Source organism: Pseudomonas pharyngis, assembly GCF_021602345.1.
Classification (GTDB): domain Bacteria; phylum Pseudomonadota; class Gammaproteobacteria; order Pseudomonadales; family Pseudomonadaceae; genus Aquipseudomonas; species Aquipseudomonas pharyngis.
The window spans coordinates 38,419-60,963 of the sequence record NZ_BQID01000013.1 but is presented as its reverse complement, the minus strand read 5'-3'; the positions used below and the strand labels follow the sequence as shown (position 1 = coordinate 60,963).

Here is a 22,545-nt window from a genome sequence, read left to right as displayed (position 1 = left end):
CAGCATGCGCACCGAACAACCGAAGATGATTTACCTGAAGGACTATCAGGCGCCCGAGTACCTGATCGACGAAACACACCTGACCTTCGAGTTGTTCGAGGACCACAGTCTGGTCCACGCGCAACTGGTGATGCGCCGCAACCCGGCCCGTGGCCCGGGCCTGCCGCCGCTGGTGCTCGATGGCCAGCAACTGGAGTTGCTCTCGGTGACCCTGGCCGACCAGGAACTGAGCGCCGCCGACTACCAGCTGACGGAAAATCACCTGACCCTGCAACCGGCCAGCGAAACCTTCACGGTCGACACCAGCGTCAGGATCCACCCGGAAACCAACACTGCACTGGAAGGCCTGTACAAGTCCGGCACGATGTTCTGCACCCAGTGCGAGGCCGAAGGCTTCCGCAAGATCACCTATTACCTCGACCGTCCGGACGTGATGAGCAAGTTCACCACCACCGTAGTGGCCGAGCAGCACAGCTATCCGGTTTTGCTGTCCAACGGCAACCCGATCGCCAGCGGCCCTGGCGAAGATGGCCGGCACTGGGCGACCTGGGAAGACCCGTTCATGAAACCGGCGTACCTGTTTGCGCTGGTGGCCGGTGACTTGTGGTGCGTTGAAGACTCCTTCACCACCATGACCAACCGCAATGTGGCGCTGCGCATCTATGTCGAGCCGGAAAACATCGACAAGTGCCAGCACGCCATGAACAGCCTGAAGAAGTCGATGCGCTGGGACGAAGAGGTCTACGGTCGCGAGTACGATCTGGACATCTTCATGATCGTCGCCGTGAACGACTTCAACATGGGCGCCATGGAGAACAAGGGCCTCAACATCTTCAACTCCAGCGCCGTGCTGGCCCGCGCCGAAACCGCCACCGACGCCGCGCACCAGCGGGTCGAAGCGATCGTCGCCCACGAATACTTCCACAACTGGTCGGGCAACCGCGTGACCTGCCGCGACTGGTTCCAGCTGTCGCTGAAAGAAGGCTTCACGGTGTTCCGCGATGCCGGTTTCTCCTCTGACATGAACTCGGCCACGGTCAAGCGCATTCAGGACGTGGCGTACCTGCGTACCCACCAGTTCGCCGAAGATGCAGGTCCCATGGCCCACGCCGTGCGCCCGGACAGCTTCATCGAGATTTCCAACTTCTACACCCTGACCGTGTACGAAAAGGGCTCGGAAGTGGTCGGCATGATCCACACCCTGCTGGGCGCCGAAGGCTTCCGCAAGGGCAGCGATCTGTACTTCGAACGCCACGACGGCCAGGCCGTGACCTGCGATGACTTCATCAAGGCCATGGAAGATGCCAACGGCGTCGACCTGACTCAGTTCAAGCGCTGGTACAGCCAGGCCGGCACACCGCGTCTGGCGGTGAGCGAGTCTTACGACGCCGCCGCGAAAACCTACAGCCTGACCTTCCGCCAGAGCTGCCCGGAAACCCCGGACAAGGTTGAAAAACTGCCGTTCGTGATCCCGGTCGAACTGGGCCTGCTCGACAGCCAAGGCAACGAGATTGCCCTGCGTCTGGCCGGCGAAGCCTCGGCTCAAGGCACCACCCGGGTGATTTCGGTGACCGAAGCCGAGCAGACCTTCACCTTCGTCGACATCGCCGAACAACCGCTGCCGTCCTTGCTGCGTGGCTTCTCGGCGCCGGTGAAACTGAGCTTCCCGTACAACCGCGATCAGCTGATGTTCCTGATGCAGCACGACACCGATGGTTTCAATCGTTGGGATGCCGGCCAGCAACTGTCGGTGCAGGTGCTGCAAGAGTTGATCGGCCAGCAGCAGAAGGGCGAAAGCCTGGTGCTCGACCCGCGTCTGGTTTCCGCGCTGCGCACCGTGCTGTCGGACGAAACACTGGATCAGGCGATGGTCGCGGAAATGCTCTCGCTGCCAAGTGAGGCGTACCTGACCGAAATCAGCGAAATCGCCGACGTCGACGCGATCCACACCGCCCGCGAATTCGCCCGTCAGCAACTGGCGGACAACCTGTTCGAGGCCCTGTGGCTGCGTTATCAGGCCAACCGCGACCTGTCGAAGCAAACCCCGTACGTGGCCGAAGCCGAGCACTTCGCCCGTCGCGCGTTGCAGAACATCGCGCTGTCGTACCTGATGCTCAGCGGCAAGCCGGAAGTGCTGGCAGCAACCCTGGAACAGTTCGACAGCTGCGACAACATGACCGAACGCCTGACCGCGCTGGCGGTGCTGGTCAACTCGCCGTTCGACGAGCAGAAAGCCACCGCACTGGCCAGTTTCGCCGAGCACTTCAAGGACAATCCGCTGGTCATGGATCAGTGGTTCAGCGTGCAGGCCGGCAGCACCTTGCCGGGCGGTCTGGAGCGGGTGAAAGCGCTGATGCAGCACCCGGCGTTCAACATCAAGAACCCGAACAAGGTGCGTGCGCTGGTCGGTGCGTTCGCCGGGCAGAACCTGATCAACTTCCACGCGGCGGATGGCTCTGGTTATCGCTTCCTCGCCGATTTGGTGATTGAGCTGAACGGCTTCAACCCGCAAATCGCTTCGCGTCAACTGGCGCCGCTGACCCGCTGGCGCAAGTATGACGGCGCTCGTCAGGCGCTGATGAAGGCGGAACTGGAGCGGATTTTGGCTTCGGGGCAGCTGTCCAGTGATGTGTATGAGGTGGTGAGCAAGAGTTTGGCTTGAGGCTGGTCGTTTTGGGTTGGTCTTGAGATGGTGTTTCAACTTTAGATCCAGCCCTCACCCTAACCCTCTCCCGGAGGGAGAGGGGACTGATTGCGGGATGCTTCAGATTTACGCCGACCTGATCCTGCTTTACCGAATCCATAATCGACTCGATTCTTCAGGTCGATGTATCGCGCAATACACCTCGGTCGGCTCCCTCTCCCTCGGGGAGAGGGCTGGGGTGAGGGGGTTGGGTTTCAGCTACACCGCATTACTTCCGCAGAACCGGCTATAAAAAACGCCGCTCAATGAGCGGCGTTTTTTGTGGCCAGATGAAAAAGCCCTTATTGCCGCAAATCAAACCGATCCAGATCCATCACCTTCGCCCATGCAGCAACGAAGTCGTTGACGAACTTTTCCTTCGCATCGGAGCTGGCATACACCTCGGCCAGCGCCCGCAGTATCGCGTTGGAACCGAATACCAGATCGACCCGGGTCGCCGTCCATTTCACGCTGCCGGTTTTACGGTCGCGGCCTTCGAACTCGGTTTTCGACGTCGGTTTCCATTCCACGCCCATGTCCAGCAGGTTGCGGAAGAAGTCGTTGGTCAGTGAACCGGGTTTGTCGGTGAATACCCCGTGTCTGGTTTTGCCGACGTTGGTGTCCAGCACGCGCAGGCCGCCGATCAGTACGGTCATTTCCGGGGCGGAAAGGGTCAGCAGTTGCGCCTTGTCGATCAGCAGCGCTTCAGCCGGCACGCGGTAGGTGTTGGCGGCGTAGTTGCGGAAGCCGTCGGTGTGCGGTTCGAGGAAACCGAACGACTCAACGTCGGTTTGCTCCTGAGTCGCATCGGTGCGCCCCGGATTGAACGGCACGGTCACCGTATGCCCGGCGTTTTGCGCCGCTTGCTCGACACCGGCGTTACCGGCCAGCACGATCAGGTCCGCCAGCGAGACTTGCTTGCCCGACGCCCCGGCGTTGAACTCGTTCTGAATGCCTTCAAGGACTTTCAGCACCTTGTCCAGTTGCTCCGGCTGGTTGGCCTGCCAGAACTTTTGCGGTGCCAGACGCAGACGTCCGCCATTGGCGCCGCCGCGTTTGTCCGAACCCCGGAAGGTCGATGCGGCCGCCCAAGCGGTGGAAACCAGTTCCGAAATGGACAGCCCCGACGCCAGTATTTTGCCTTTCAGCGCCCTGATATCGCTGTCGTCCACCAGTGGATGCCTAGCCTCGGGAATCGGGTCTTGCCACAGCAGTTCTTCCTGGGGCAATTCCGGGCCGAGGTAGCGCGACAGCGGGCCCATGTCACGGTGAATCAGCTTGTACCAGGCGCGGGCGAAGGCATCGGCCAGTTGATCGGGATTGGCCAGGAAGCGCCGCGAAATCTTCTCGTAGGCCGGGTCGAAACGCAGGGCCAGGTCGGAGGTGAGCATGGTCGGGTCGATGCGTTTGTTCGGGTCGTGGGCGTGGGGGATGGTGCCGGCGCCGGCGCCGTTTTTCGGTTTCCACTGATGGGCGCCGGCGGGGCTCTTGGTCAGTTCCCACTCGAAGCCGAACAGGTTTTCCAGGTAGTTGTTGCTCCACTTGGTCGGGGTGGTGGTCCAGGTCACTTCCAGGCCGCTGGTAATGGTGTCGGCGCCCTTGCCGGTGCCGAAGCTGTTCTTCCAGCCCAGGCCTTGTTCTTCGAGGCCGGCGGCTTCCGGTTCCGGTCCGACGTTGTCGGCGGGGCCTGCGCCGTGGGTCTTGCCGAAGGCGTGACCACCGGCGATCAGGGCGACGGTTTCCTCGTCGTTCATGGCCATGCGGCCGAAGGTTTCGCGGATGTCCTTGGCCGAGGCCACCGGGTCGGGATTGCCTTCGGGGCCTTCCGGGTTCACGTAGATCAGGCCCATCTGCACCGCGGCCAGCGGGTTCTCGAGGTTGCGTTCGCCCTGATTGGTGCGGCTCTCTTCATTGCCGTGCTCGGCGGGTTCGGCCACCAGCGTGCCTTCGCCCGGCGGCTGCATGGATTCCGGATCCTTGCCGTAGCGGTTATCGCCGCCCAGCCATTTGTTTTCCGAGCCCCAGTACACGTCTTCGTCCGGTTCCCAGACATCCGCGCGGCCGCCGGAGAAACCGAAGGTCTTGAAGCCCATCGATTCCAGCGCGACGTTGCCGGTGAGCACGATCAGGTCGGCCCAGGAAATGTTGCGGCCATATTTCTGCTTGATCGGCCACAGCAGCCGTCGGGCCTTGTCGAGGCTGACGTTGTCCGGCCAGCTGTTGAGCGGGGCGAAGCGTTGCTGGCCGGAGCCGGCGCCGCCACGGCCGTCAGCGGTGCGATAGGTGCCGGCGCTGTGCCAGGCCATGCGGATGAAGAGCGGGCCGTAGTGGCCGAAGTCCGCTGGCCACCAATCCTGGGAGTCGGTCATCAGCGCCGTCAGATCGCGTTTGAGGGCCTGGAAATCCAGGCTCTTGAAAGCCTTGGCATAGTCGAAGTCCTTGCCCATCGGATCGGATGCGGGCGAGTGCTGACTCAGGATTTTCAGGTTCAGTTGATTCGGCCACCAATCGCGGTTCGTCGTGCCACCGCCGGCGGCGTGATTGAACGGGCATTTCGATTCATTTGCCATGTTCGGGATCCTTATCAGGTCTTCTGCGGCCGGCTCGTGCCGACTTCGGACTAGTAAGGCTAGACCCGACTTGGCAAGTCAGCTAATAGGCCGACTATTGGTGCCTGATAGGCGCAGTCTCTTATGCGAAGTGCAGGGAACCTGCAGGGCAGGGCGCTGAAATGCCCGTGCTTGAGCGCTGGTTTGCATGTGTCTGGGTGAAACGGGATGGTCATTGGAAATGTTATTGTATAACATAAAAATGATTTCATCTGATTGGCGTCGGTAATACACCCTGTGTAGCGCTGGCATCGATCCTTACTTTTCTGCCTGACGGATTCCTGAAATGCCTTCCCGCTTCCACACCTTCCAACCCCGCCTGACGCTCATGGCCTCGGCGCTGCTGATCGCTTCGCCCGCATTTGCCGCCGACCCGCTGGAACTGCAACCGCAAGTCATCACCGGCAATCCGCTGGGCAGTCAGACCCTGGCCTCGCCCTCGACCGTGTTGAGCGGTGACAGCCTGACGCTGCAACAAAAGGGCAGCCTCGGCGAAACCCTGAACAAGCAGCCGGGCGTGTCGTCGTCCTACTTCGGCCCGGGTGCCAGTCGGCCGATCATTCGCGGGCAAGACGGCGATCGCATTCGCATCCTGCGCAACGGCGTCGGCGCGCTGGACGCCTCGTCGCTGTCCTACGATCACGCAGTGCCGCTGGATCCGGTCAACGTCGAACGCATCGAAATCGTCCGCGGCCCCGCAGCCTTGCTGTATGGCGGCAGCGCCATCGGCGGGGTGGTCAACACCTTCGACAATCGCATCCCGACCGAAGCCATCGACGGCATCCACGGTGCCGGCGAGTTGCGCTACGGCGGCGCCGACACCACCCGCAGCAGCGCCGGCAAGCTCGAAGCCGGTAACGGCCAGTTCGCCTTGCACCTGGACGCCAGCGCCCGCGAGTTCAATGACCTGAAAATCCCCGGCTACGCCAGAACCGGCCGTGAACGGGCGAATGACGATGGCGATTCGAAAAAGCATCGGCTGGCCAACAGCGACGGTCGTCAGGACGGTGGTGCGGTGGGCGGTTCCTACACCTGGGATGACGGTTACGCGGGGCTGTCGTACAGCAATTACGATTCGAACTACGGCTCGCCGGCCGAAGACGATGTGCGCATCCGCATGGAGCAGGAGCACTACGCGTTCGCCTCGGAAATCCGCAACCTCGACGGCCCGTTCAGCTCGGTGAAACTCGACGCTGGCTACACCGATTACCAGCACCGGGAAATCGAGGGCGGCGAAGTCGGCACCACGTTCAAGAACAAGGGCTACGAGGCGCGGGTCGAGGCCCGGCATCAGCCGCTGGGGCCGTTCAATGGGGTGATTGGCGCGCAAGTCAGTCGCAACGAGTTCTCGGCGCTGGGCGAAGAAGCCTTCGTGCCGCACACCGATACCGATGCCGGTGCACTGTTCATTCTTGAAGAGCTGCAAGCCACGGATCGTCTGCTGTTCACCCTCGGCGGACGCCTTGAGCACACCACGGTCGATCCGGACGCCAAAGGCAACGAGCGTTTCGCCAATGCCGATCGCTCCAGCAGCTTCACCGCCGGCAGCCTGTCATCCGGTGCGGTGTACACGCTGACGCCGATCTGGTCGGTCGCCGCCACGCTGGGCTACACCGAGCGCGCGCCGACGTTCTATGAGCTTTACGCCAACGGCGCCCACGTCGCCACCGGCACTTATGAAGTCGGGGACGCGGGACTGTCGAAAGAAAAAGCCGTCTCCAGCGACCTGGCCCTGCGTTTCGACAACGGTACGCACAAGGGCAGCGTCGGCGTGTTCTATAGCCATTTCTCCAACTACATTGGTCTGCTCGGGACGGGGCGCACGCTCAACGACGAAGGCGAGGAAGACGCCGACGGCATTCCTGAATACACCTACTCCGGCGTACGGGCGCGCTTCAGCGGTATCGAAGCGCAGGATCGCTGGACCCTTGGCGAAAACGCCTACGGCAAGTTTGCGCTGGAGCTGTCGGGCGACTACACCCGCGCCAAGAACCTCGACAACGGCCAGGACCTGCCGCGCATCGCGCCGCTGCGGTTAAACACTGGGTTGTTGTGGGAGCTGGATCGCTGGCAGGCGCGGATCGATGTGGAACACGCCAGTTCCCAGCACCGGGTGCCGGACAACGAAAGCAGCACCGACGGCTACACCACGCTGGGGGCCAATGTGGGTTATCACTTCGATGTTGGTCAGAGCAAGTGGCTGGCCTTCGTCAATGCCGAGAACCTGACCAACCAGACCGTGCGTTACGCCAGCTCAATCCTGCGGGATATTGCGCCGGCAGAAGGGCGCAGCGTTCAGGTAGGGCTGCGCACCACGTTCTGATCGGTCACACCGGACAGGCGCCAGCGTCGTTGCGACGCTGGCGTCGACCTCAACTCGATTGAGCGGTGTCTTCCTCCGGGATCTCGTCCAGCAGATCCTGTTGCCCCGGCAGTTCGGTGATCACGCTGAAATCACTGACTTCCACGGCGCCCAGCCCATACCCCAACAAGTGGAACGAGAACGCCTTGCGCGGTTGCGGGTTGTCGAAACTGAAATCCATCTCCAGCGGCTGATCCGCCGTGGCGACCATCTCGGTCGGCAGGCCCAGTTGCACGTCCTGTTCGAACTCCTTGGCCTTGAGCTGAATGTACGCTGCCTGCTGCGGATCGACCGAACGTACGGTCAGGCGCACGCGGGTATGGGAGCCCTTGGGCATTTCCAGATACTGCGCGCCGATCAGGTTGTCGGCCCAGTCGTCCTTGATCTGCGCTTGCAGCGGGATGACGTTGGCGCTGCCGAACTGATAACGCTGGTTGAGCGGGGTGCGCAGCAGCGACAGATCCAGGGCCGAGGCGCGGGCGGCGATATCCCGGGCATTCTGGCTGCTGGCGTTGCCCTTGAACGTGGCGCTTTCGGCGATGAAACCTTGGCTTGCGTAATTGCGGCAACGGCGCGGCATGTCGCATTCGGTCAGGAGGCCGCGACCGTCGTGGTAACGCAGCTTGCCGTTGGTGAACGACATGATTTCGCGGCCCGAATCGTAATCGCGAAACAACGAGCGACCGCTGAGGGCGGAGGGCACCGGAAAGTCGAAGTAATCCAGAATCGACGCGCTCAGATCGACGTGACCATAGACCCCGGCGTTCAGGCGCGGCAGTTGCGCCTGTTCCGGCGCGAGGGTCAGGTTGAAGCCCCAGGACGACGCGAGGCGTACGCCGTCGATGCCGTGGGATTCGTCCGAGGTGATCACCACCAGCGTGTCTTTCAGCACGCCCTGGCGTTCGAGGCCGCTGAGAAACTGTTCCAGTGCATCGTCCAGATAACCGACGGCGGCCTGCTTCGGCGTGTCGTAGCGTTGCAGGTAATCCTCCGGCGCGGAGTAGGGCTGGTGGGTGCCGACGGTCAGCAGCGTCAGCATCCACGGCTGTTTCTGCTTCTTCAGTTCGCCGACGTATTTCAGTGCGCCTTCGAAAAACGCCTTGTCATCCTTGCCCCACGGGAATTCCAGGTAGTTGGCGTTGGTGAACCATTCCAGGCCATGGGTCGCATCGAACCCGATGTGCGGCATGATCTTGTCTTTGGCCATGAACCGCAGCCCTGCGCCTTGCAGGTAGTGAGTGGCAAAACCGTGCTGACGCAACTGGGCCGGCAGGCACGCCTGATTGCGTTCGTGCTGGGTCAGCATTTCCACGCCTTTGGGCGTGCCGTTGTCGAGTTTGTCGTAATCGCCGCAGAGCATGGCGTACAGGCCGCGAATGGTCTGGTGGGTGTGCAGCACGTAATCCGGGGTGTTCATGCCGCGCTCGGCCCAGCGGCTGAGGTTGGGCATCAGGTCTTCCTGATAATGGCTGCCGATGGCCTGGCGATTGGCGCCGATGTAAGCGCCGGGAATGCCTTCGAGGGCGACGATCAGCACATTGCGCGCCTGGCCCTTGGCCGCCAGCAACGGGTGACCGTTCAGATCGACATCGGTGAGACCGGCCATCGGTGGGGGCGCGACTTGGGTGTCACCCTCCAGCCATTCTTCGGCCTGCATCTGCACGTCGGCGACCTGCGCGGCCAGCAGTTGGTGCGGCAGGTTGTACAGGCGCCACGGATCGGCATCGCTCGGGTTTAAGTGCTGCGCGCCCCAATACGCGGAGAACAGCAGCACCGGCGTCGCCCAGGTTGCACGGGGCAGAGCGCGAACCGGTGTCGCACGTCGAGTCCAATGACTGAGCAGCCACACGGCCAGGGCCACCAGCAGCGCAACCGCCACGCCGGGATGGGCGAAGCCGCCGCCGGTGGAGTTTTCCACGAACTGCGGGTCGATCAGATAATGCAGATCCGCTACGGTCGGCAGGCGACCTACCGCGCTGACCAGTTCCGCGGTCGCCACCGCCAGCAATCCCCAGAACAGCAATACCGGCAGCGCCAGCCACCAGGGACGGCGGTGCAACACCACCACCAGCAGACTGCCGATGGCCAGGTCCGACAGGTAACCGAACAGGCTCGACCAGCCGAGTGCCGCCCGCAGGCACACCGGCACTATCAGTACCAGAAAAACCAGAGAGAGAAGGCGGGCATCCAGGCACCGCAGCCGTTGAAAAAGAGCGCTCACAAAAAAAGACCTTCCAGCCATTAAACCGTCATAAAAGTGTGGGCGATGATACCAAGCGTCGGCTGTCTGATCGCCTTTTTAAACGGCTGGGTGATCTGCTCCCCGGAGGGTGCTGTTAGCCACCCGGATGAGCCGGGGCCTTGATCGGCGACCGTCCTGGCGGTTTTCCGGCCTGAGTGCGGCGGCGGTTTTATTGTTTCAGGCTGTTTAAGCGGCATTCACCTGCGTGTGACATTGGCTTTCCGAAGCGGTCAGCGTAAAGATGTCGCCGAGCAGCTGGCTGCAGCGGTGTCGATGGCTAGGGCGCGGACTTGCGAGCGTTTCTGCAAGTCTGACGTTCAGGTGATATCAATATGCGATAACGGTATTTAAATTTCGTTTTTTATAGCGATAGAGTCCGGCCTCACAGATTTCCCTGTAAATCACTGCGAGGTTGTCATGGCCCTACCGTTAAAACGTTCTGCACTGACGCTGCTGGCGGCCTCGCTGGCCGGCGCATTGCTCGGTAACACTGCACAAGCCGAAGGCAAGATCAGCATCGCCCAGCAATTCGGCATCGGTTATCTGATTCTGGATGTGGTACGCGATCAGCACTTGATCGAGAAGCATGGCAAGGCCCAGGGCCTGGACATCAAGGTCGACTGGAACAGTATTTCCGGCGCCACCGCCATGAATGAAGCGCTGCTCACCGGATCGCTGGACGTGGTCTCGGCGGGCGTGCCGCCGATGCTTACCGTGTGGGATCGCACCAAGGGCAAGCAGAACGTCAAGGCCATCGCTTCACTGGGCTCGATGCCCAACTACCTGCTGACCAATAACCCGAACGTCAAAACCCTCAAGGACTTCAGCGACAAGGATCGCATCGCCGTGCCGGCAGCGGGTGTGGGCTTCCAGTCGCGCACGCTGCAGATCGAAACGGCCAAGGAATTCGGCAATGACCAATACAAGAAATTCGACGACATCTCCGTCAGCCTGCCGCACCCTGATGCGACGGCTGCACTGATCGCTGGCGGCTCGGAAATCAACGCGCATTTCTCCAGCCCACCGTTCCAGTACCAGGCGTTGCAGAATCCCAACGTGCATAAAGTGCTGAGTTCCTACGACGTGCTCGGCGGCCAGGCCACGTTCAACGTGCTCTACACAACGGAAAAATTCCACGACGAAAACCCGAAAACCTACAAGGCGTTCTACGACGCCCTGGCCGAGGCCGAGAAGATCATCAAGGCCGACAAACCTGCGGCGGCTCAGGCCTACATTCGGGTGGAACAGTCAAAGCTGCCGCTGGCACTGGTCGAGAAAATCGTCACCGATCCGGAAATCGATTTCACCGTGGTGCCGCAGCGCACCTTTATCTATGCAGAGAAATTGCAGGAGCTGGGCGTGCTGAAAAACAAGGCGGACAGCTGGAAGGATTATTTCTTTGAAGAGGCGCATGGCGGGGCGGGGAGTTGAACGGCCGTCATTTCTGAACAACCCGCACGTCCGCCGGTCGGGTAAGCGGCAAACTCGCGTCTATAGTGAGAGGGCTGTGTGAAACGGGTGGCGCACCTCAAGGCTGCGACGGGAGGCGCCGAGTGAACAGTCTGCTGTTTTCCATTCAGGAGATCGCCATGAGTCAGATCGAAAAAGTCCTCTACACCGCGAAAACCCACACCACCGGCGGACGTGACGGCGCCTCGCGCAGTTCCGACGGGATCCTCGACGTAAAGCTGTCGTCGCCCGGCTCCAGTGGCGGCGGGACCAATCCGGAACAATTGTTCGCGGCAGGCTGGTCGGCGTGTTTCATCGGTGCGATGAAAGCGGTGGCGGCGCAAGAGAAGATCAGTCTGCCCGCCGACGTGGCGGTAGATGCCGAAGTCGACCTTGGCACCAATGCGGGCGGGTATCTGTTACAGGCCCGACTCAATGTGAGTCTGCCGGGGATGGAGCGCGCAGCGGCGCAGAAACTGGTGGAAGCGGCGCATCAGGTGTGCCCCTACTCGAAGGCGACGCGCAATAACATCCAGGCCGAGGTGAAGCTGGTTTGAAACAGCACCGGCCTGCCCGCATTGCGCGGGCAGGCCGGCTCAATCATTCGATCAATGCATCTTGCTGTGATCGTGGCCTTCCATGGTCAGCGCCTTGACCGGCGCTTTCACTTCCACGGTTTCCTTTTCGCCCTTGGCGTTTTCGATAGTCAGGGTCAGCGGCACGCTGTCGCCTTCCTTCAGTTGAGCTGTCAGGCCCATCAGCATTACGTGGTAGCCATTCGGATCGAAGTTGACGGTTTTGCCCGCCGGCAGGTCGACCGATTTCACCGGGCCCATGCTCATCACGTCGTTCTTCATGCTCATCTCATGAATCTGCACGTCCTTGGCCGCCGGCGAAGCAACGCTGAGCAGCTTGCTGTCGCTGTCGGCGGTGACGGTCATGAACGCGCCGCTGGCCGACTGGTTCGGCACGGTCGCGCGCACCCACGCGTCGTCGACCTTGGTCTGCGCCGATACCTGGAACGCCAGGCCCAGCAGGGACAGGCCCAGTGCGGCACGTTTGATGTGGTTCAGAAAGGGGTTCATCAGCAGACCTCCATGACGGTAAGCAAATCTTCCGTGCACTCTTGTGCAGAAAGCGATTGAGACAGACCCACGCGCAACGTGCCCCGGGTGTCGTAGACATAGCTGGTGGCGGTGTGGGAAAGGGTATAGGTGTCGCCGGCCGGGACTTTTTCGTAGAACACGTCGAATTCCTTGGCGGTGGCCTTGGTTTCTTCGAGGGTGCCGTACAGCGCGACGAAGCTTGGATCGAAGGTCTTGACGTAGGCGTCGAGGATTTCCGGGGTGTCGCGCTCCGGGTCGAGGGTGATGAACACCACTTGCAGGATGTCGCCGTCCTTGCCCATCAGCTTCTTGATTTTCGCGGCGCGGGCCAGCGTCGTCGGGCAGATCGCCGGGCACTGGGTGAAGCCGAAGAAGATCATCGGCATCAGGCCGCGAAAGCTCGACAGCGTCACGGTGTTGCCTTCGGTGTCCTTGAGCTTGAAGGTGCGTCCGAGGATCTTGTCGCTCAGATCCTTGCCGTACTTGTACGACAGTTCGCCGCGGGTGTCGCAGCCGGCGAGCAGGCCGAGACCGAGTACGCCCATTCCCGCAAGCACCTTGCGGCGAGTCAACAAAGCCGTCATTTCATACCGCCCTTTGGAGCCCGCCGGTCGGCAGGACAGGCGGGGGGTTAACCGTAAAAGCGGCGCATGATACCAAAATGATCCGCTGCGCCGGTTTTCGATCGCCGGGCAATGTGGGATCTGGCGACAAAAGGTGTAAGAAAACATGACTCAAGGTGCTGGCGGTGGCGACTCGACCGGGCTCCAGCCGCCGCCCAGCGCGGTGTACAGATTCACTTGCGCCACCAGTTGCGCCAACCGGTCGGTAATCAGCCCTTGCTGAGAACTGAACAACGAACGCTGAGCATCGAGGAACGTCAGGCTGCTGTCGACGCCGCTGCGATAGCGATGCTGCGCCATGTCGTAATAATCCTGGGTCGCCTGCACCAGATCGCGCTGGGCCTGGAGCTGTTGTTCGTAGGTCTGGCGCGCCGCGAGGCCGTCGGACACTTCCTGAAATGCCGTCTGAATGGTCTTTTCGTACTCGGCGACGCTGATGTCTTTTTGCAGCTTCGCGTAGTCCAGGCTGGCGCGCAGACTGCCGGCGTTGAAGATCGGCAGGTTGATCTGCGGCTGGAACGTCCAGGCCCCGGAGCCGCCCTTGAACAGCCCGGACAGGTCGCGGCTGGACGTCCCGGCATTGGCGGTCAGGCTGACACTCGGGAAAAACGCCGCCCGCGCCGCGCCGATGTTGGCATTGGCAGCGCGCAGCTTGTATTCGGCCTGGAGAATGTCCGGCCGACGTTGCAGCAGATCGGACGGCAACCCGGCCGGCACGGTTGCCACCAGATCACTGTCCAGCGGACGCGCCGGCAGGTGCTCGGGCACCGGCGCGCCTACCAGCAGCGTCAGACTGTTCAAGTCTTGGGCGACCTGACGCTGATAACGGGCCAGGCTTGCGCGAGTGCTGTCGACACTGGTCTGCGCCTGAATCTGATCCAGCGCCGAGGACTTACCGGCCTCGCGGTTGCGGGTGGTCAGGTGCAGGCTGCGCTCGTCGGCGGCCAGCGTTTCCCGGGCCAGCGCCAGCAACTCCTGATCGGCGCGCCAGGTCAGGTAGGCGTTGGCGACATTGGCCACCAGACTCAATTGCGCACTGCGCCGGGCCTCTTCGGTGGACAGCCAGGTCAGCAGCGCCTGCTCGCTGAGGCTGCGCACCCGGCCGAAGAAGTCCAGTTCATAGGCGCTGATGCCCAGATTCACCGAGTAGGTCGAGGTGATCGCCGCTTGGGTTCGGGTCACGCTGGACGGCACCCGCTGACGCAGTTGGTTGGCATTGGCCGAGACCGCCGGCAGTAGATCGGCGCGCTGGATGCGGTACTGCGCCTGGAACGCCTCGACGTTCAGCGCGGCCACCCGCAGATCACGGTTGTTGACCAGCGCGCTTTCAATCAGTTGCTGCAACGCCGGGTCATTGAACAGTGCGCGCCAGTCCTCGGCGCGGGGCGTGACCGGGGATTGCGCGGCATACGCGGGACCTTGCGGATACTGCGCGGCACTCGGCGATGCCGGTCGCTGGTAATCGGGAATCAACGAACAACCGCCCAGCAGCGCAGCGGACAGCAGGGAAATCGGCAACCTGAACATCAAACAGCCTCGTTCACGAATGAGGGCGGACGCCGGGCGCCCGGAATGAGAAAAATGCCGGATCAGGCCCCGGCCATCCATTTCGCCAGACCGTGTCGCCCGCTGACCCCAAGCTTGGCGGCCGCACGTTTGAGGTAGGTCTCGATCGAGCTGTTTTTGACCCGCAACTTTTCCGCCATCTGCGGCACGGTGCCGCCGGTCAGCAGGCCCAGGCAGACCTCTTTCTCTCGCACCGACAAGGTGATGTCGCCCAACGCCAGGCGTTCGTCGAACACCTGTTGCAATGGTGTCTGAGGTTGATCGGCTTGTGGCGCGCGGGGTTGCCTGGCGGTGATTTGGCGACTGATGTGCGCGTGGCGCTCGATCAATGGCAACAAGGTGTCGGACAGGCGCTTGAGGAACGACAGTTCCGGCAGGGAAAACACCCGATGCGTGTGGGGGCGGTAGAACGAGATGACGCAGCGGCGGTTGGACGTGCGCGATACCAGATTGCATTGGTGAACGCTGTGGTGCGGGTGTCGATGCTGGAGCGAGGCTTTCAATTGAATCAGTAGCGAGTCGTTCATCTCGATCATCTGTTGCAGCAGCGGGTGGTCGTCCGGGTGCTGCAACGGGGCCGGGGGCGGGAAGGTGTCCGGCAAACCGGCGCTGCCCAACGCCTTGATCTCGACCACGCTGGATTCCCGTTCGTCCAGGGTCCACTCACTGAGATCGACGCGATTGACCGGAACGAGGTTGTCGACCAGCTGGAACATGTTGGTGGCAAAACGCTCGTTGCCGGTGCTGGCGATCAGTTCACCCAGTTGCCAGTAAAAGTGCGGATTTTCCATGTTGCGAAGACTGCCGGTCAGATTCATATCCTTGTCATCCTTGATTTAGAGCCATTGCCGAATCGTCTGCCGTGCATGCACCCGTGAAACGCCCACCCAGTTGTTTCTCCTGAAAATCGATCTGGAACGGGATTTAAGCCTATGCATTTGTCCTACGTCTGTAGGGGAAAACAGGGACACAAAGTGCCACCATTTCCGAAAAAATGGCGTCACGTTTCTGTCAGATCAATGTGTAAGGACTCGTAGTTTGTGACTGTACGATCTAGTACGAACCCCGGATTCCGGGGTTCGGACCGCGGTGCCGCGCCATTGCGGGGCGCTAGCGGGTAGTCGAGTGTGGCGATTGTCCTACAGGATTTTCAGTCATTTCTTTCCGAACTTTTAGGGGATTAGCTGACTTCTCAGGCCCTGTTGGTTCGCACAACTGTACAAAGTGGGGAGTGTTGTCCGGGTTTTACGTGTCACGCGGGTTTCGGGGCCGATGCTTGAATACGCGCCAAATCACGTGAGATGGATCTTATGAACCAATTTGCTGCCGACGCGGCGGACGGTCTGTCCGCGATTTCCGAGGCCTTTCCGCTGACTGCCGCCCAGCGCGACATCTGGCTCGATCAATTGCGTCAGGGAAATTCGCCGATGTACAACATCGGTGGCTATGTCGAACTGACCGGGCCGCTGGATCCGGCCCTGATGCAGGCGGCGCTTGAAGGTCTCGTGGCCCGGCATGACGCGATGCGCACGATTCTGCTGCAGGGGGCCGGCCAACACGGGTTGCCCCTCCAGCGCTTTGCGCGATCCTTGCCGGCTCCCATGCCGATCCATGACGTTTGCACGCAACCCGATCCACAGTCCGCGGCACGCCGGCTGATTCAGGAACGCATCGAGCAGCCGTTCACACTGGACGGCGGGCCGTTGTTCCGGTTCCTGCTGATTCGTATCGATGCCGACCATCATTGGCTCTCGATCCTCGCCCATCACTTGATCGTTGACGGTTGGGGTTTTGGCGAGATGCTCAAGTCGCTGGACGAGATCTATAACGCGCTGGCGCTTGGGCAACAGCCGCCGGGTTCGGCGCCGTCCTATGTCGACTTCATCCACGACGATGCGCGGTATTACCAATCCGCACGTTATGCCCACGACCGAGCGTACTGGCTGGACAAGTACGGCGACCTTCCCGAGCCGTTACTGCTGCCCCGTTATCAAGAGCGCTTTGCCGGCAATGCGGCCCCGACCTGGATATTTTCCCGGGCCTTTCCCGCGCGTTTGCACGAGCGCATGAAGCACGTGGCCCGCGAATGCGGCGGTTCGGCGTTCCATGTGTTGCTGGCGGCCTTGCACGTGTATTTCAGTCGAACCGCCCAACGTGACGAATGGGTAGTGGGTGTACCGCTGCTCAATCGTTCCAGCGCCCGGTTCAAGTCAACGCTCGGGCTGTTCACTCAGGTCAGCGCGGTGCGGATGGGCTTTGGTCGTGACCTGTCGTTTGGTCAATTGATCACGGCGATTCGCGATGAGCTGAAGCGCGATTTCCGCCATCAGCGTTTCCCTCTGAGCGAAATGAATCGCGCGTTGGGTCTGCTGCGCGAGGATCGCTCCCAGCTGTTCGAACTGACGGTGTCCTACGAGCAGGATGTTCACGAGTACCGCTACGGCGAAGCCCAGGCGCGAGTCATCAAGGTCTCGAATCACGAGGAGGGCACGCCGCTGGCAGTGCATTTGCTCAGCACCCTCAACAACGACAAAGACAGTTTGTACATGGTGTACAACGAGGCCTACTTTGACGCCGATGAAATCGCGGCGCTGAGCGGGCGCTTGCTGTGGGTGCTGGAGCAGGGGCTTGAAGACCCGGCGCTGATGGTGGGTGATTTCAGCCTGAGCCTGCCGGCCGAATCGGCGCTCTTGCAGCAGTGGAACGACACACGCGCCCAATACCCTCAAAACCTGACCATCCACCAGCGCATCGAAGCGCAAGTGGCGACACGCCCGGATGCGGTAGCGGCCGAATTCCAGGGACAGCGGCTGACCTATGCCGAGCTGAACCGACAGGCCAACGCCCTGGCCCATCATTTGATCGGGCTCGGCGTACGACCCGACGCCCGCGTGGCGCTGGTCGCGCGCCGAGGGCTGGACACGCTGGTCGCGCTGCTGGCGATTCTCAAGTCCGGCGCCGGTTATGTGCCGGTCGATCCGGCTCATCCTGCGGAACGGCTGGGCTATTTATTGCGCGACAGTGCTCCGGCCGTGGTCCTGACCCAGCACGATCTGCGCGAACGTTTGCCGGTGCTCGACGTGCCGGTGATTGAAATCGACACGCGCGGCTGGCCGATCAACGATCTCAACCCTGATGTTTCGGGTCTGACCACTGCACATCTGGCCTACGTGATCTACACCTCCGGTTCTACCGGCCAGCCCAAGGGCGTGATGGTCGAGCATCACACGCTATCGAACCTGGTCGACTGGCATTGCACGGCCTTCGACCTGAGCACCGGTTGCCACACGTCAAGCCTCGCCGGCTTCGGCTTCGACGCCATGGCCTGGGAAGTCTGGCCGGCGCTGTGTGCCGGCGCGACCCTGCACCTGGCGCCGTCCCGTGATGGCGGCGAAGACATCGACGCGCTGCTCGACTGGTGGCGTGCGCAACCGCTGGACGTGAGTTTCCTGCCGACCCCGATTGCCGAGTACGCCTTCAGCCGTCACCTCGAACACCCGACCCTGCGCACACTGCTGATCGGCGGCGATCGCCTGCGCCAGTTCAATCGCCAGCAGACGTTCGCGGTGATCAATAACTATGGCCCGACCGAAGCGACAGTGGTCGCGACCTCGGTGCGAATCGAACCGGGCCGGACGCTGCACATCGGCAAACCCGTGAGCAATGCCACGGCCTATCTGCTGGATGACCGACAACGCCCGGTGCCGATTGGCGTGGCCGGCGAGCTGTACGTCGGAGGCGCCGGGGTGGCGCGGGGTTACTTCAACCGGCCGGAGCTGACCGCCGAACGCTTTCTCGACGATCCTTTCAGCCGCCAGCCCAACGCGCGGATGTACCGCACCGGCGACCTCGCACGCTGGCGCCCGGACGGCACCCTCGAGTACCTGGGCCGCAACGACGATCAGGTGAAAATCCGTGGCGTGCGCATCGAGCCCGGTGAAATCGAAGCCGCGTTGAGCAGCCATGAATCGGTGCGCGATGCGGTAGTGCAGGTGCGCGACGGGCAATTGCTGGCCTGGTTCACCGAACGCCAACCGCTGGACATCACGCAGCTGCATGCTCACCTCAAGACCCGTCTGCCCAGCGCGATGCTGCCATCGGCCTATGTGCGTTTGACGGCGCTGCCGCTGACGGCCAACGGCAAACTGGATCGCCAGGCGTTACCGGCGCCGGGGCCGGAGGCGTTGATCCGCCGCGAATATGAAGCCCCGCAAGGCGACGTCGAAATTCTCCTGGCGCAGATCTGGGCCGAGGTGCTGCAAGTCGAGCGGGTGGGGCGTCACGATCACTTCTTCGAGCTGGGCGGGCACTCGTTGCTGGCGGTCAACCTGATCGAGCGCATGCGCCAGCTCGGCATGAGCAGCGATGTGCGCGTGCTGTTCGGCCAGCCGACGCTGGCGGCACTGGCCGCATCGGTGGGCACTGGTCGCGAGGTCGAAGTGCCGGCCAACCGTATTCCGCCAGGTTGCACGCAGATCACCCCGGATCTGTTGCCGTTGGTAGAACTGGATCAGGCCACCCTCGACCGGATCATCGCCACGGTGCCGGGCGGGGCGGCCAACGTGCAGGACATTTATCCGCTGGCGCCGTTGCAGGAAGGCATCCTTTATCACCACATCACTGCTGCCCAGGGTGATCCGTATCTGCTGCAGTCGCAGCTGGCGTTCGACAGCGTCGAGCGGGTCGAGGCCTATGCGGCGGCGCTGCGTCAGGTCATGGCGCGCCACGATATTCTGCGCACTGCGGTGGTCTGGGAAGGTTTGACCACTCCGGTGCAGGTGGTCTGGCGCGAAGCCGAGTTGCCGGTACAGGAAGTCAATCTTGATCCGGTCGAGGGCGATGTCCTCGCGCAACTGCATGAGCGCTTCGATGCCCGGCGGTATCGCATCGATGTCAGTCAGGCGCCGCTGATCCGGCTGATCTATGCGCGCGACCCGGTCCACGGGCGGATCGTGGCGATTCTGTTGTTCCATCACCTGGCGCTGGATCACATCGCCCTGGAAGTCTTGCGCCATGAAATGCGCGCCAACCTGTTAGGGCTGAGTGAGCCGCTGCCGCCGGCGGTGCCGTATCGCAACTACGTGGCCCAGACCCGATTCGGTGTCAGCGAGCAGGAACACGAAGCGTTCTTCCGCGAAATGCTCGCCGATATCGACGAGCCGACTTTGCCGTTCGGTTTGCAGGATGTGCAGGGCGACGGGCGCGGCATCGATGAAGCCGTACGCACGCTTGCACCGGAACTGGATCGGCGCTTGCGTCTTCAGGCGCGGCAGGCCGGCGTCAGCGTGGCCAGCCTGATGCACCTGGCCTGGGCCCAGGTGCTGGCGGCGACGTCGGGGCAGGAACATGTGGTGTTCGGCAGCGTTTTTATGGGCCGGATGCAAGGCGGCGAGGGCGCGGACCGGGCGCTGGGGGTGTTCATCAACACCTTGCCATTGCGGGTAGATATGGATCGAGGTGCGCGCGATGCGGTGCTGCTCACCCACGCCCGACTGACCGACTTGCTCGGGCACGAACATGCGTCGCTGGCGCTGGCCCAGCGTTGCAGCGGCGTTGCGTCACCGGCGCCGCTGTTCAGTGCGTTGCTCAACTATCGGCACACCGAACTTGAGGCGCAGGAATCGGCGTCAGACCCAGCCTGGCAAGGCATCCAGACCCTGGAGAACAAAGAACGCACCAACTACCCGCTGACCCTGAGCGTCGATGATTTGGTCAGCGCCTTGCAGATCACCACGCGGACCCTGATGAGCATCGGTGCTCAGCGTATCGGCGACTACGTGCAAACCGCGTTGCAGGCACTGGTCGATGCCCTGGAGCAGACTCCGCAACAGCCGCTGAATCGCTTGTCGATCCTGCCGACGGCGGAGCTTGAGCAATTGCTGGTCGAGTTCAATGCCAGCGAAGTCGATTGTCCGCTCGATCAGCCGCTTCAGGTGTTGTTCGAGCAACAAGTGCAACGCAAGCCGGACGCCATCGCCTTGCAGGCCGGGGATCAACAGCTGACCTATCGACAGCTGAACGAACAGGCCAACCGTCTGGCGCATCATCTGCGCGAACAAGGCGTGCAACCGGATTCGCGGGTGGCGATCTGTGTCGAACGCAGCCTGGATCTGGTGATCGGCTTGCTCGGCATTCTCAAAGCGGGCGGTGCGTATGTGCCACTGGACCCGGACTATCCGCTGGAACGCCTGCATTACATGCTGCAGGACAGCGCCCCGGTGGCGGTGCTGGTGCATGACGCCACCCGCAATCTGTTGGGTGATCCGGGTGTGCCGGTCATCGATTTCTCCCGTTGCACCTGGCAGGACGCGTCAACTGAAAACCTGCAAATACCGGGTTTGAGCGCTTCAAACCTGGCCTACATGATCTACACCTCGGGCTCCACCGGCACGCCGAAGGGCGTGATGATCGAACATCGGGGGTTATGCAATCTGGTGCATTGGGGGTCGCAGATCAGTCCCCCGAGGACGCATGGTGCGTTGTTGCAGAAAGCACCGTTCAGTTTCGATGGCTCAGTGTGGGAGTTTTTCTGGCCGCTGACAGTCGGTATGCGACTGGTTCTGGCACGTCCCGGCGGCCATCGTGAACCGGCCTATCTGGCGCAAGCGATCGGCGAGCAGCAGATCAGCGTGGTCAAATTCGTCCCGGCGCTGTTACAACAGTTTCTTGAGTTGGACGATGTCAGTCAGTGCACCACTCTCACTGATGTGTTTTGTGGGGGTGGCGAACTCACCGCTGCACTGGCCCAAGCGGTGCGCAAAAAACTGCCATGGGTGCGCTTGCACAATGTCTATGGTCCAACCGAAGCCACGGTCGACAGCTCCGCATGGACGCTGGAACCGTACATGCCTGTACCCGACTCCGTGCTACCGATTGGCAGGGCCATTTGCAACACCCGGCTCTACGTGCTGGACGCCCACGATCAACCGGTGCCATTCGGTGTCAGCGGCCACCTGCACATCGGCGGGGTCGGGGTCGCGCGGGGTTATCTGGGGTTGCCGGAGATGCAGGCCGAACGCTTCATCGACAGCCCGTTCGTGGCCGGTGATCGCCTGTATCGCACCGGCGATCTGGTGCGCTACCGGGCGGACGGCAACCTCGAATTCCTCGGTCGCAACGACTTCCAGATCAAGCTGCGCGGCCTGCGTCTGGAACCGGGGGAAATCGAAGCACGGCTGATTGAGCATCCCGCCGTGCGTGAAGCGGTAGTGCTGGTGCGGGACGAGCGGCTGGTGGCGTATTTCACCGTGCGCGAAGGCTTCGACGCACCCCCCATCGAAACCTTGCGCGCCCATGTGCTCGAGCGTTTGCCGGAGTACATGGCACCGGGTTCTTACGTAAAACTCGACGCATTGCCCCTGACCCCGAACGGCAAGGTTGACCGCAAAGCCTTGCCGGCACCTGGGGCTGAGGCGGTGCTCAGTCGCCGCTACGAGGCGCCCGAGGGCGAAGTCGAAATCCGGCTGGCGCAGATCTGGGCCGAAGTGCTGCAACTGGAGCAGGTCGGGCGCAACGATCACTTCTTTGAACTCGGCGGGCATTCGTTGCTGGCGGTCAGCCTGGTGGCGCGCATGCGTCAGGCCGGGCTACACGTCGATGCGCGAACGCTGTTCAGCCAGCCGACTCTGGCCGCGCTGGCGGCGCAAACCTCGGAACAGGCAAAACAGGTGGAAGTCCCACCAACCACCATACCGACGCTCAACCGCAAACGCCGGCTCTGAGCCGACACCGGCGTCGATTCGCGGTTCCCGCGGATCGACGCCATGACTGGCCGGTCACGGGTCTTGTCCCCGCTTCCCATGTCAGACACCCAAGCCCCGATGTTTTAGCTTTTCCAGGCTGCGCGCCGCCGTACGGACTCGCCGCTGCGCGCTCCTTTTTTCCGAATTTACAGCAGGTTACCCC

At 62.0% G+C, this 22,545-nt stretch carries 11 protein-coding genes; 5 read left to right on the top strand and 6 right to left on the bottom strand.

Annotated features, from left to right (window positions below):
* Nucleotides 1-4: 4 nt before the first annotated feature.
* Nucleotides 5-2,662 carry an aminopeptidase N gene (gene pepN / locus L6D74_RS23345; RefSeq protein WP_236190604.1) on the top strand — a complete coding sequence of 886 codons (2,658 nt, stop codon included), beginning with the start codon at nucleotides 5-7 and terminating at the stop codon, nucleotides 2,660-2,662.
* A 323-nt stretch (nucleotides 2,663-2,985) separates the two neighbouring features.
* On the opposite strand, the gene katG is transcribed toward pepN, so the two are convergent.
* Nucleotides 2,986-5,253, bottom strand: a complete 2,268-nt coding sequence (gene katG / locus L6D74_RS23340) for a catalase/peroxidase HPI (protein ID WP_236190603.1) — start codon at nucleotides 5,251-5,253, stop codon at nucleotides 2,986-2,988.
* Nucleotides 5,254-5,578: 325 nt separating this feature from the next.
* Here katG and L6D74_RS23335 point away from each other — a divergent pair, with 325 nt between their 5' ends.
* Nucleotides 5,579-7,615, top strand: a complete 2,037-nt coding sequence (locus L6D74_RS23335) for a TonB-dependent receptor (RefSeq protein WP_236190601.1) — start codon at nucleotides 5,579-5,581, stop codon at nucleotides 7,613-7,615.
* A 49-nt stretch (nucleotides 7,616-7,664) separates the two neighbouring features.
* Here the strand turns inward: L6D74_RS23335 and L6D74_RS23330 are convergent, their stop codons facing one another.
* Nucleotides 7,665-9,875, bottom strand: a complete 2,211-nt coding sequence (locus tag L6D74_RS23330) for an LTA synthase family protein (protein ID WP_236190599.1) — start codon at nucleotides 9,873-9,875, stop codon at nucleotides 7,665-7,667.
* Between the two features lie 438 nt (nucleotides 9,876-10,313).
* Here L6D74_RS23330 and L6D74_RS23325 point away from each other — a divergent pair, with 438 nt between their 5' ends.
* Nucleotides 10,314-11,327 (top strand): ABC transporter substrate-binding protein, encoded by a 1,014-nt coding sequence (locus L6D74_RS23325; RefSeq protein WP_236190597.1) that lies wholly within the window; start codon nucleotides 10,314-10,316, stop codon nucleotides 11,325-11,327.
* A 158-nt stretch (nucleotides 11,328-11,485) separates the two neighbouring features.
* Nucleotides 11,486-11,902: an organic hydroperoxide resistance protein gene (locus tag L6D74_RS23320; RefSeq protein ID WP_236182834.1), complete on the top strand. Its 417-nt coding sequence runs from the start codon at nucleotides 11,486-11,488 to the stop codon at nucleotides 11,900-11,902.
* A gap of 51 nt (nucleotides 11,903-11,953) precedes the next feature.
* Here L6D74_RS23320 and L6D74_RS23315 read toward each other — a convergent pair whose 3' ends face one another.
* The 4 genes from L6D74_RS23315 to L6D74_RS23300 all read right to left on the bottom strand — a co-directional run bounded on the left by L6D74_RS23315 (nucleotide 11,954) and on the right by L6D74_RS23300 (nucleotide 15,458).
* Nucleotides 11,954-12,430: a copper chaperone PCu(A)C gene (locus L6D74_RS23315; RefSeq protein ID WP_236190595.1), complete on the bottom strand. Its 477-nt coding sequence runs from the start codon at nucleotides 12,428-12,430 to the stop codon at nucleotides 11,954-11,956.
* Nucleotides 12,430-13,035 (bottom strand): SCO family protein, encoded by a 606-nt coding sequence (locus tag L6D74_RS23310; RefSeq protein WP_039770777.1) that lies wholly within the window; start codon nucleotides 13,033-13,035, stop codon nucleotides 12,430-12,432. Before L6D74_RS23310 ends, L6D74_RS23315 begins: the two co-directional genes overlap by 1 nt.
* Before the next feature lie 150 nt (nucleotides 13,036-13,185).
* Entirely contained in the window at nucleotides 13,186-14,601 is a 1,416-nt protein-coding gene (adeC, locus tag L6D74_RS23305) for an AdeC/AdeK/OprM family multidrug efflux complex outer membrane factor (protein ID WP_236190593.1), read from the bottom strand.
* Nucleotides 14,602-14,663: 62 nt separating this feature from the next.
* Nucleotides 14,664-15,458, bottom strand: a complete 795-nt coding sequence (locus L6D74_RS23300; RefSeq protein WP_064595544.1) for a helix-turn-helix transcriptional regulator — start codon at nucleotides 15,456-15,458, stop codon at nucleotides 14,664-14,666.
* 492 nt (nucleotides 15,459-15,950) lie between these two features.
* On the opposite strand from L6D74_RS23300, the gene L6D74_RS23295 reads away from it, so the two are divergent.
* Nucleotides 15,951-22,361, top strand: coding sequence for a non-ribosomal peptide synthetase (locus tag L6D74_RS23295; protein WP_236190592.1), 6,411 nt, complete (start codon nucleotides 15,951-15,953; stop codon nucleotides 22,359-22,361).
* Nucleotides 22,362-22,545: the final 184 nt, after the last annotated feature.

Excerpts from the sequence above, each read along its gene's own strand:
- pepN (WP_236190604.1), top strand. The coding sequence starts at position 5 with ATGCGCACCGAACAACCGAAGATGATTTACCTGAAGGACTATCAGGCG.
- katG (WP_236190603.1), bottom strand. The coding sequence starts at position 5,253 with ATGGCAAATGAATCGAAATGCCCGTTCAATCACGCCGCCGGCGGTGGC.
- L6D74_RS23335 (WP_236190601.1), top strand. The coding sequence starts at position 5,579 with ATGCCTTCCCGCTTCCACACCTTCCAACCCCGCCTGACGCTCATGGCC.
- L6D74_RS23325 (WP_236190597.1), top strand. The coding sequence starts at position 10,314 with ATGGCCCTACCGTTAAAACGTTCTGCACTGACGCTGCTGGCGGCCTCG.
- L6D74_RS23320 (WP_236182834.1), top strand. The coding sequence starts at position 11,486 with ATGAGTCAGATCGAAAAAGTCCTCTACACCGCGAAAACCCACACCACC.
- L6D74_RS23315 (WP_236190595.1), bottom strand. The coding sequence starts at position 12,430 with ATGAACCCCTTTCTGAACCACATCAAACGTGCCGCACTGGGCCTGTCC.
- L6D74_RS23310 (WP_039770777.1), bottom strand. The coding sequence starts at position 13,035 with ATGACGGCTTTGTTGACTCGCCGCAAGGTGCTTGCGGGAATGGGCGTA.
- adeC (WP_236190593.1), bottom strand. The coding sequence starts at position 14,601 with ATGTTCAGGTTGCCGATTTCCCTGCTGTCCGCTGCGCTGCTGGGCGGT.
- L6D74_RS23300 (WP_064595544.1), bottom strand. The coding sequence starts at position 15,458 with ATGAATCTGACCGGCAGTCTTCGCAACATGGAAAATCCGCACTTTTAC.
- L6D74_RS23295 (WP_236190592.1), top strand. The coding sequence starts at position 15,951 with ATGAACCAATTTGCTGCCGACGCGGCGGACGGTCTGTCCGCGATTTCC.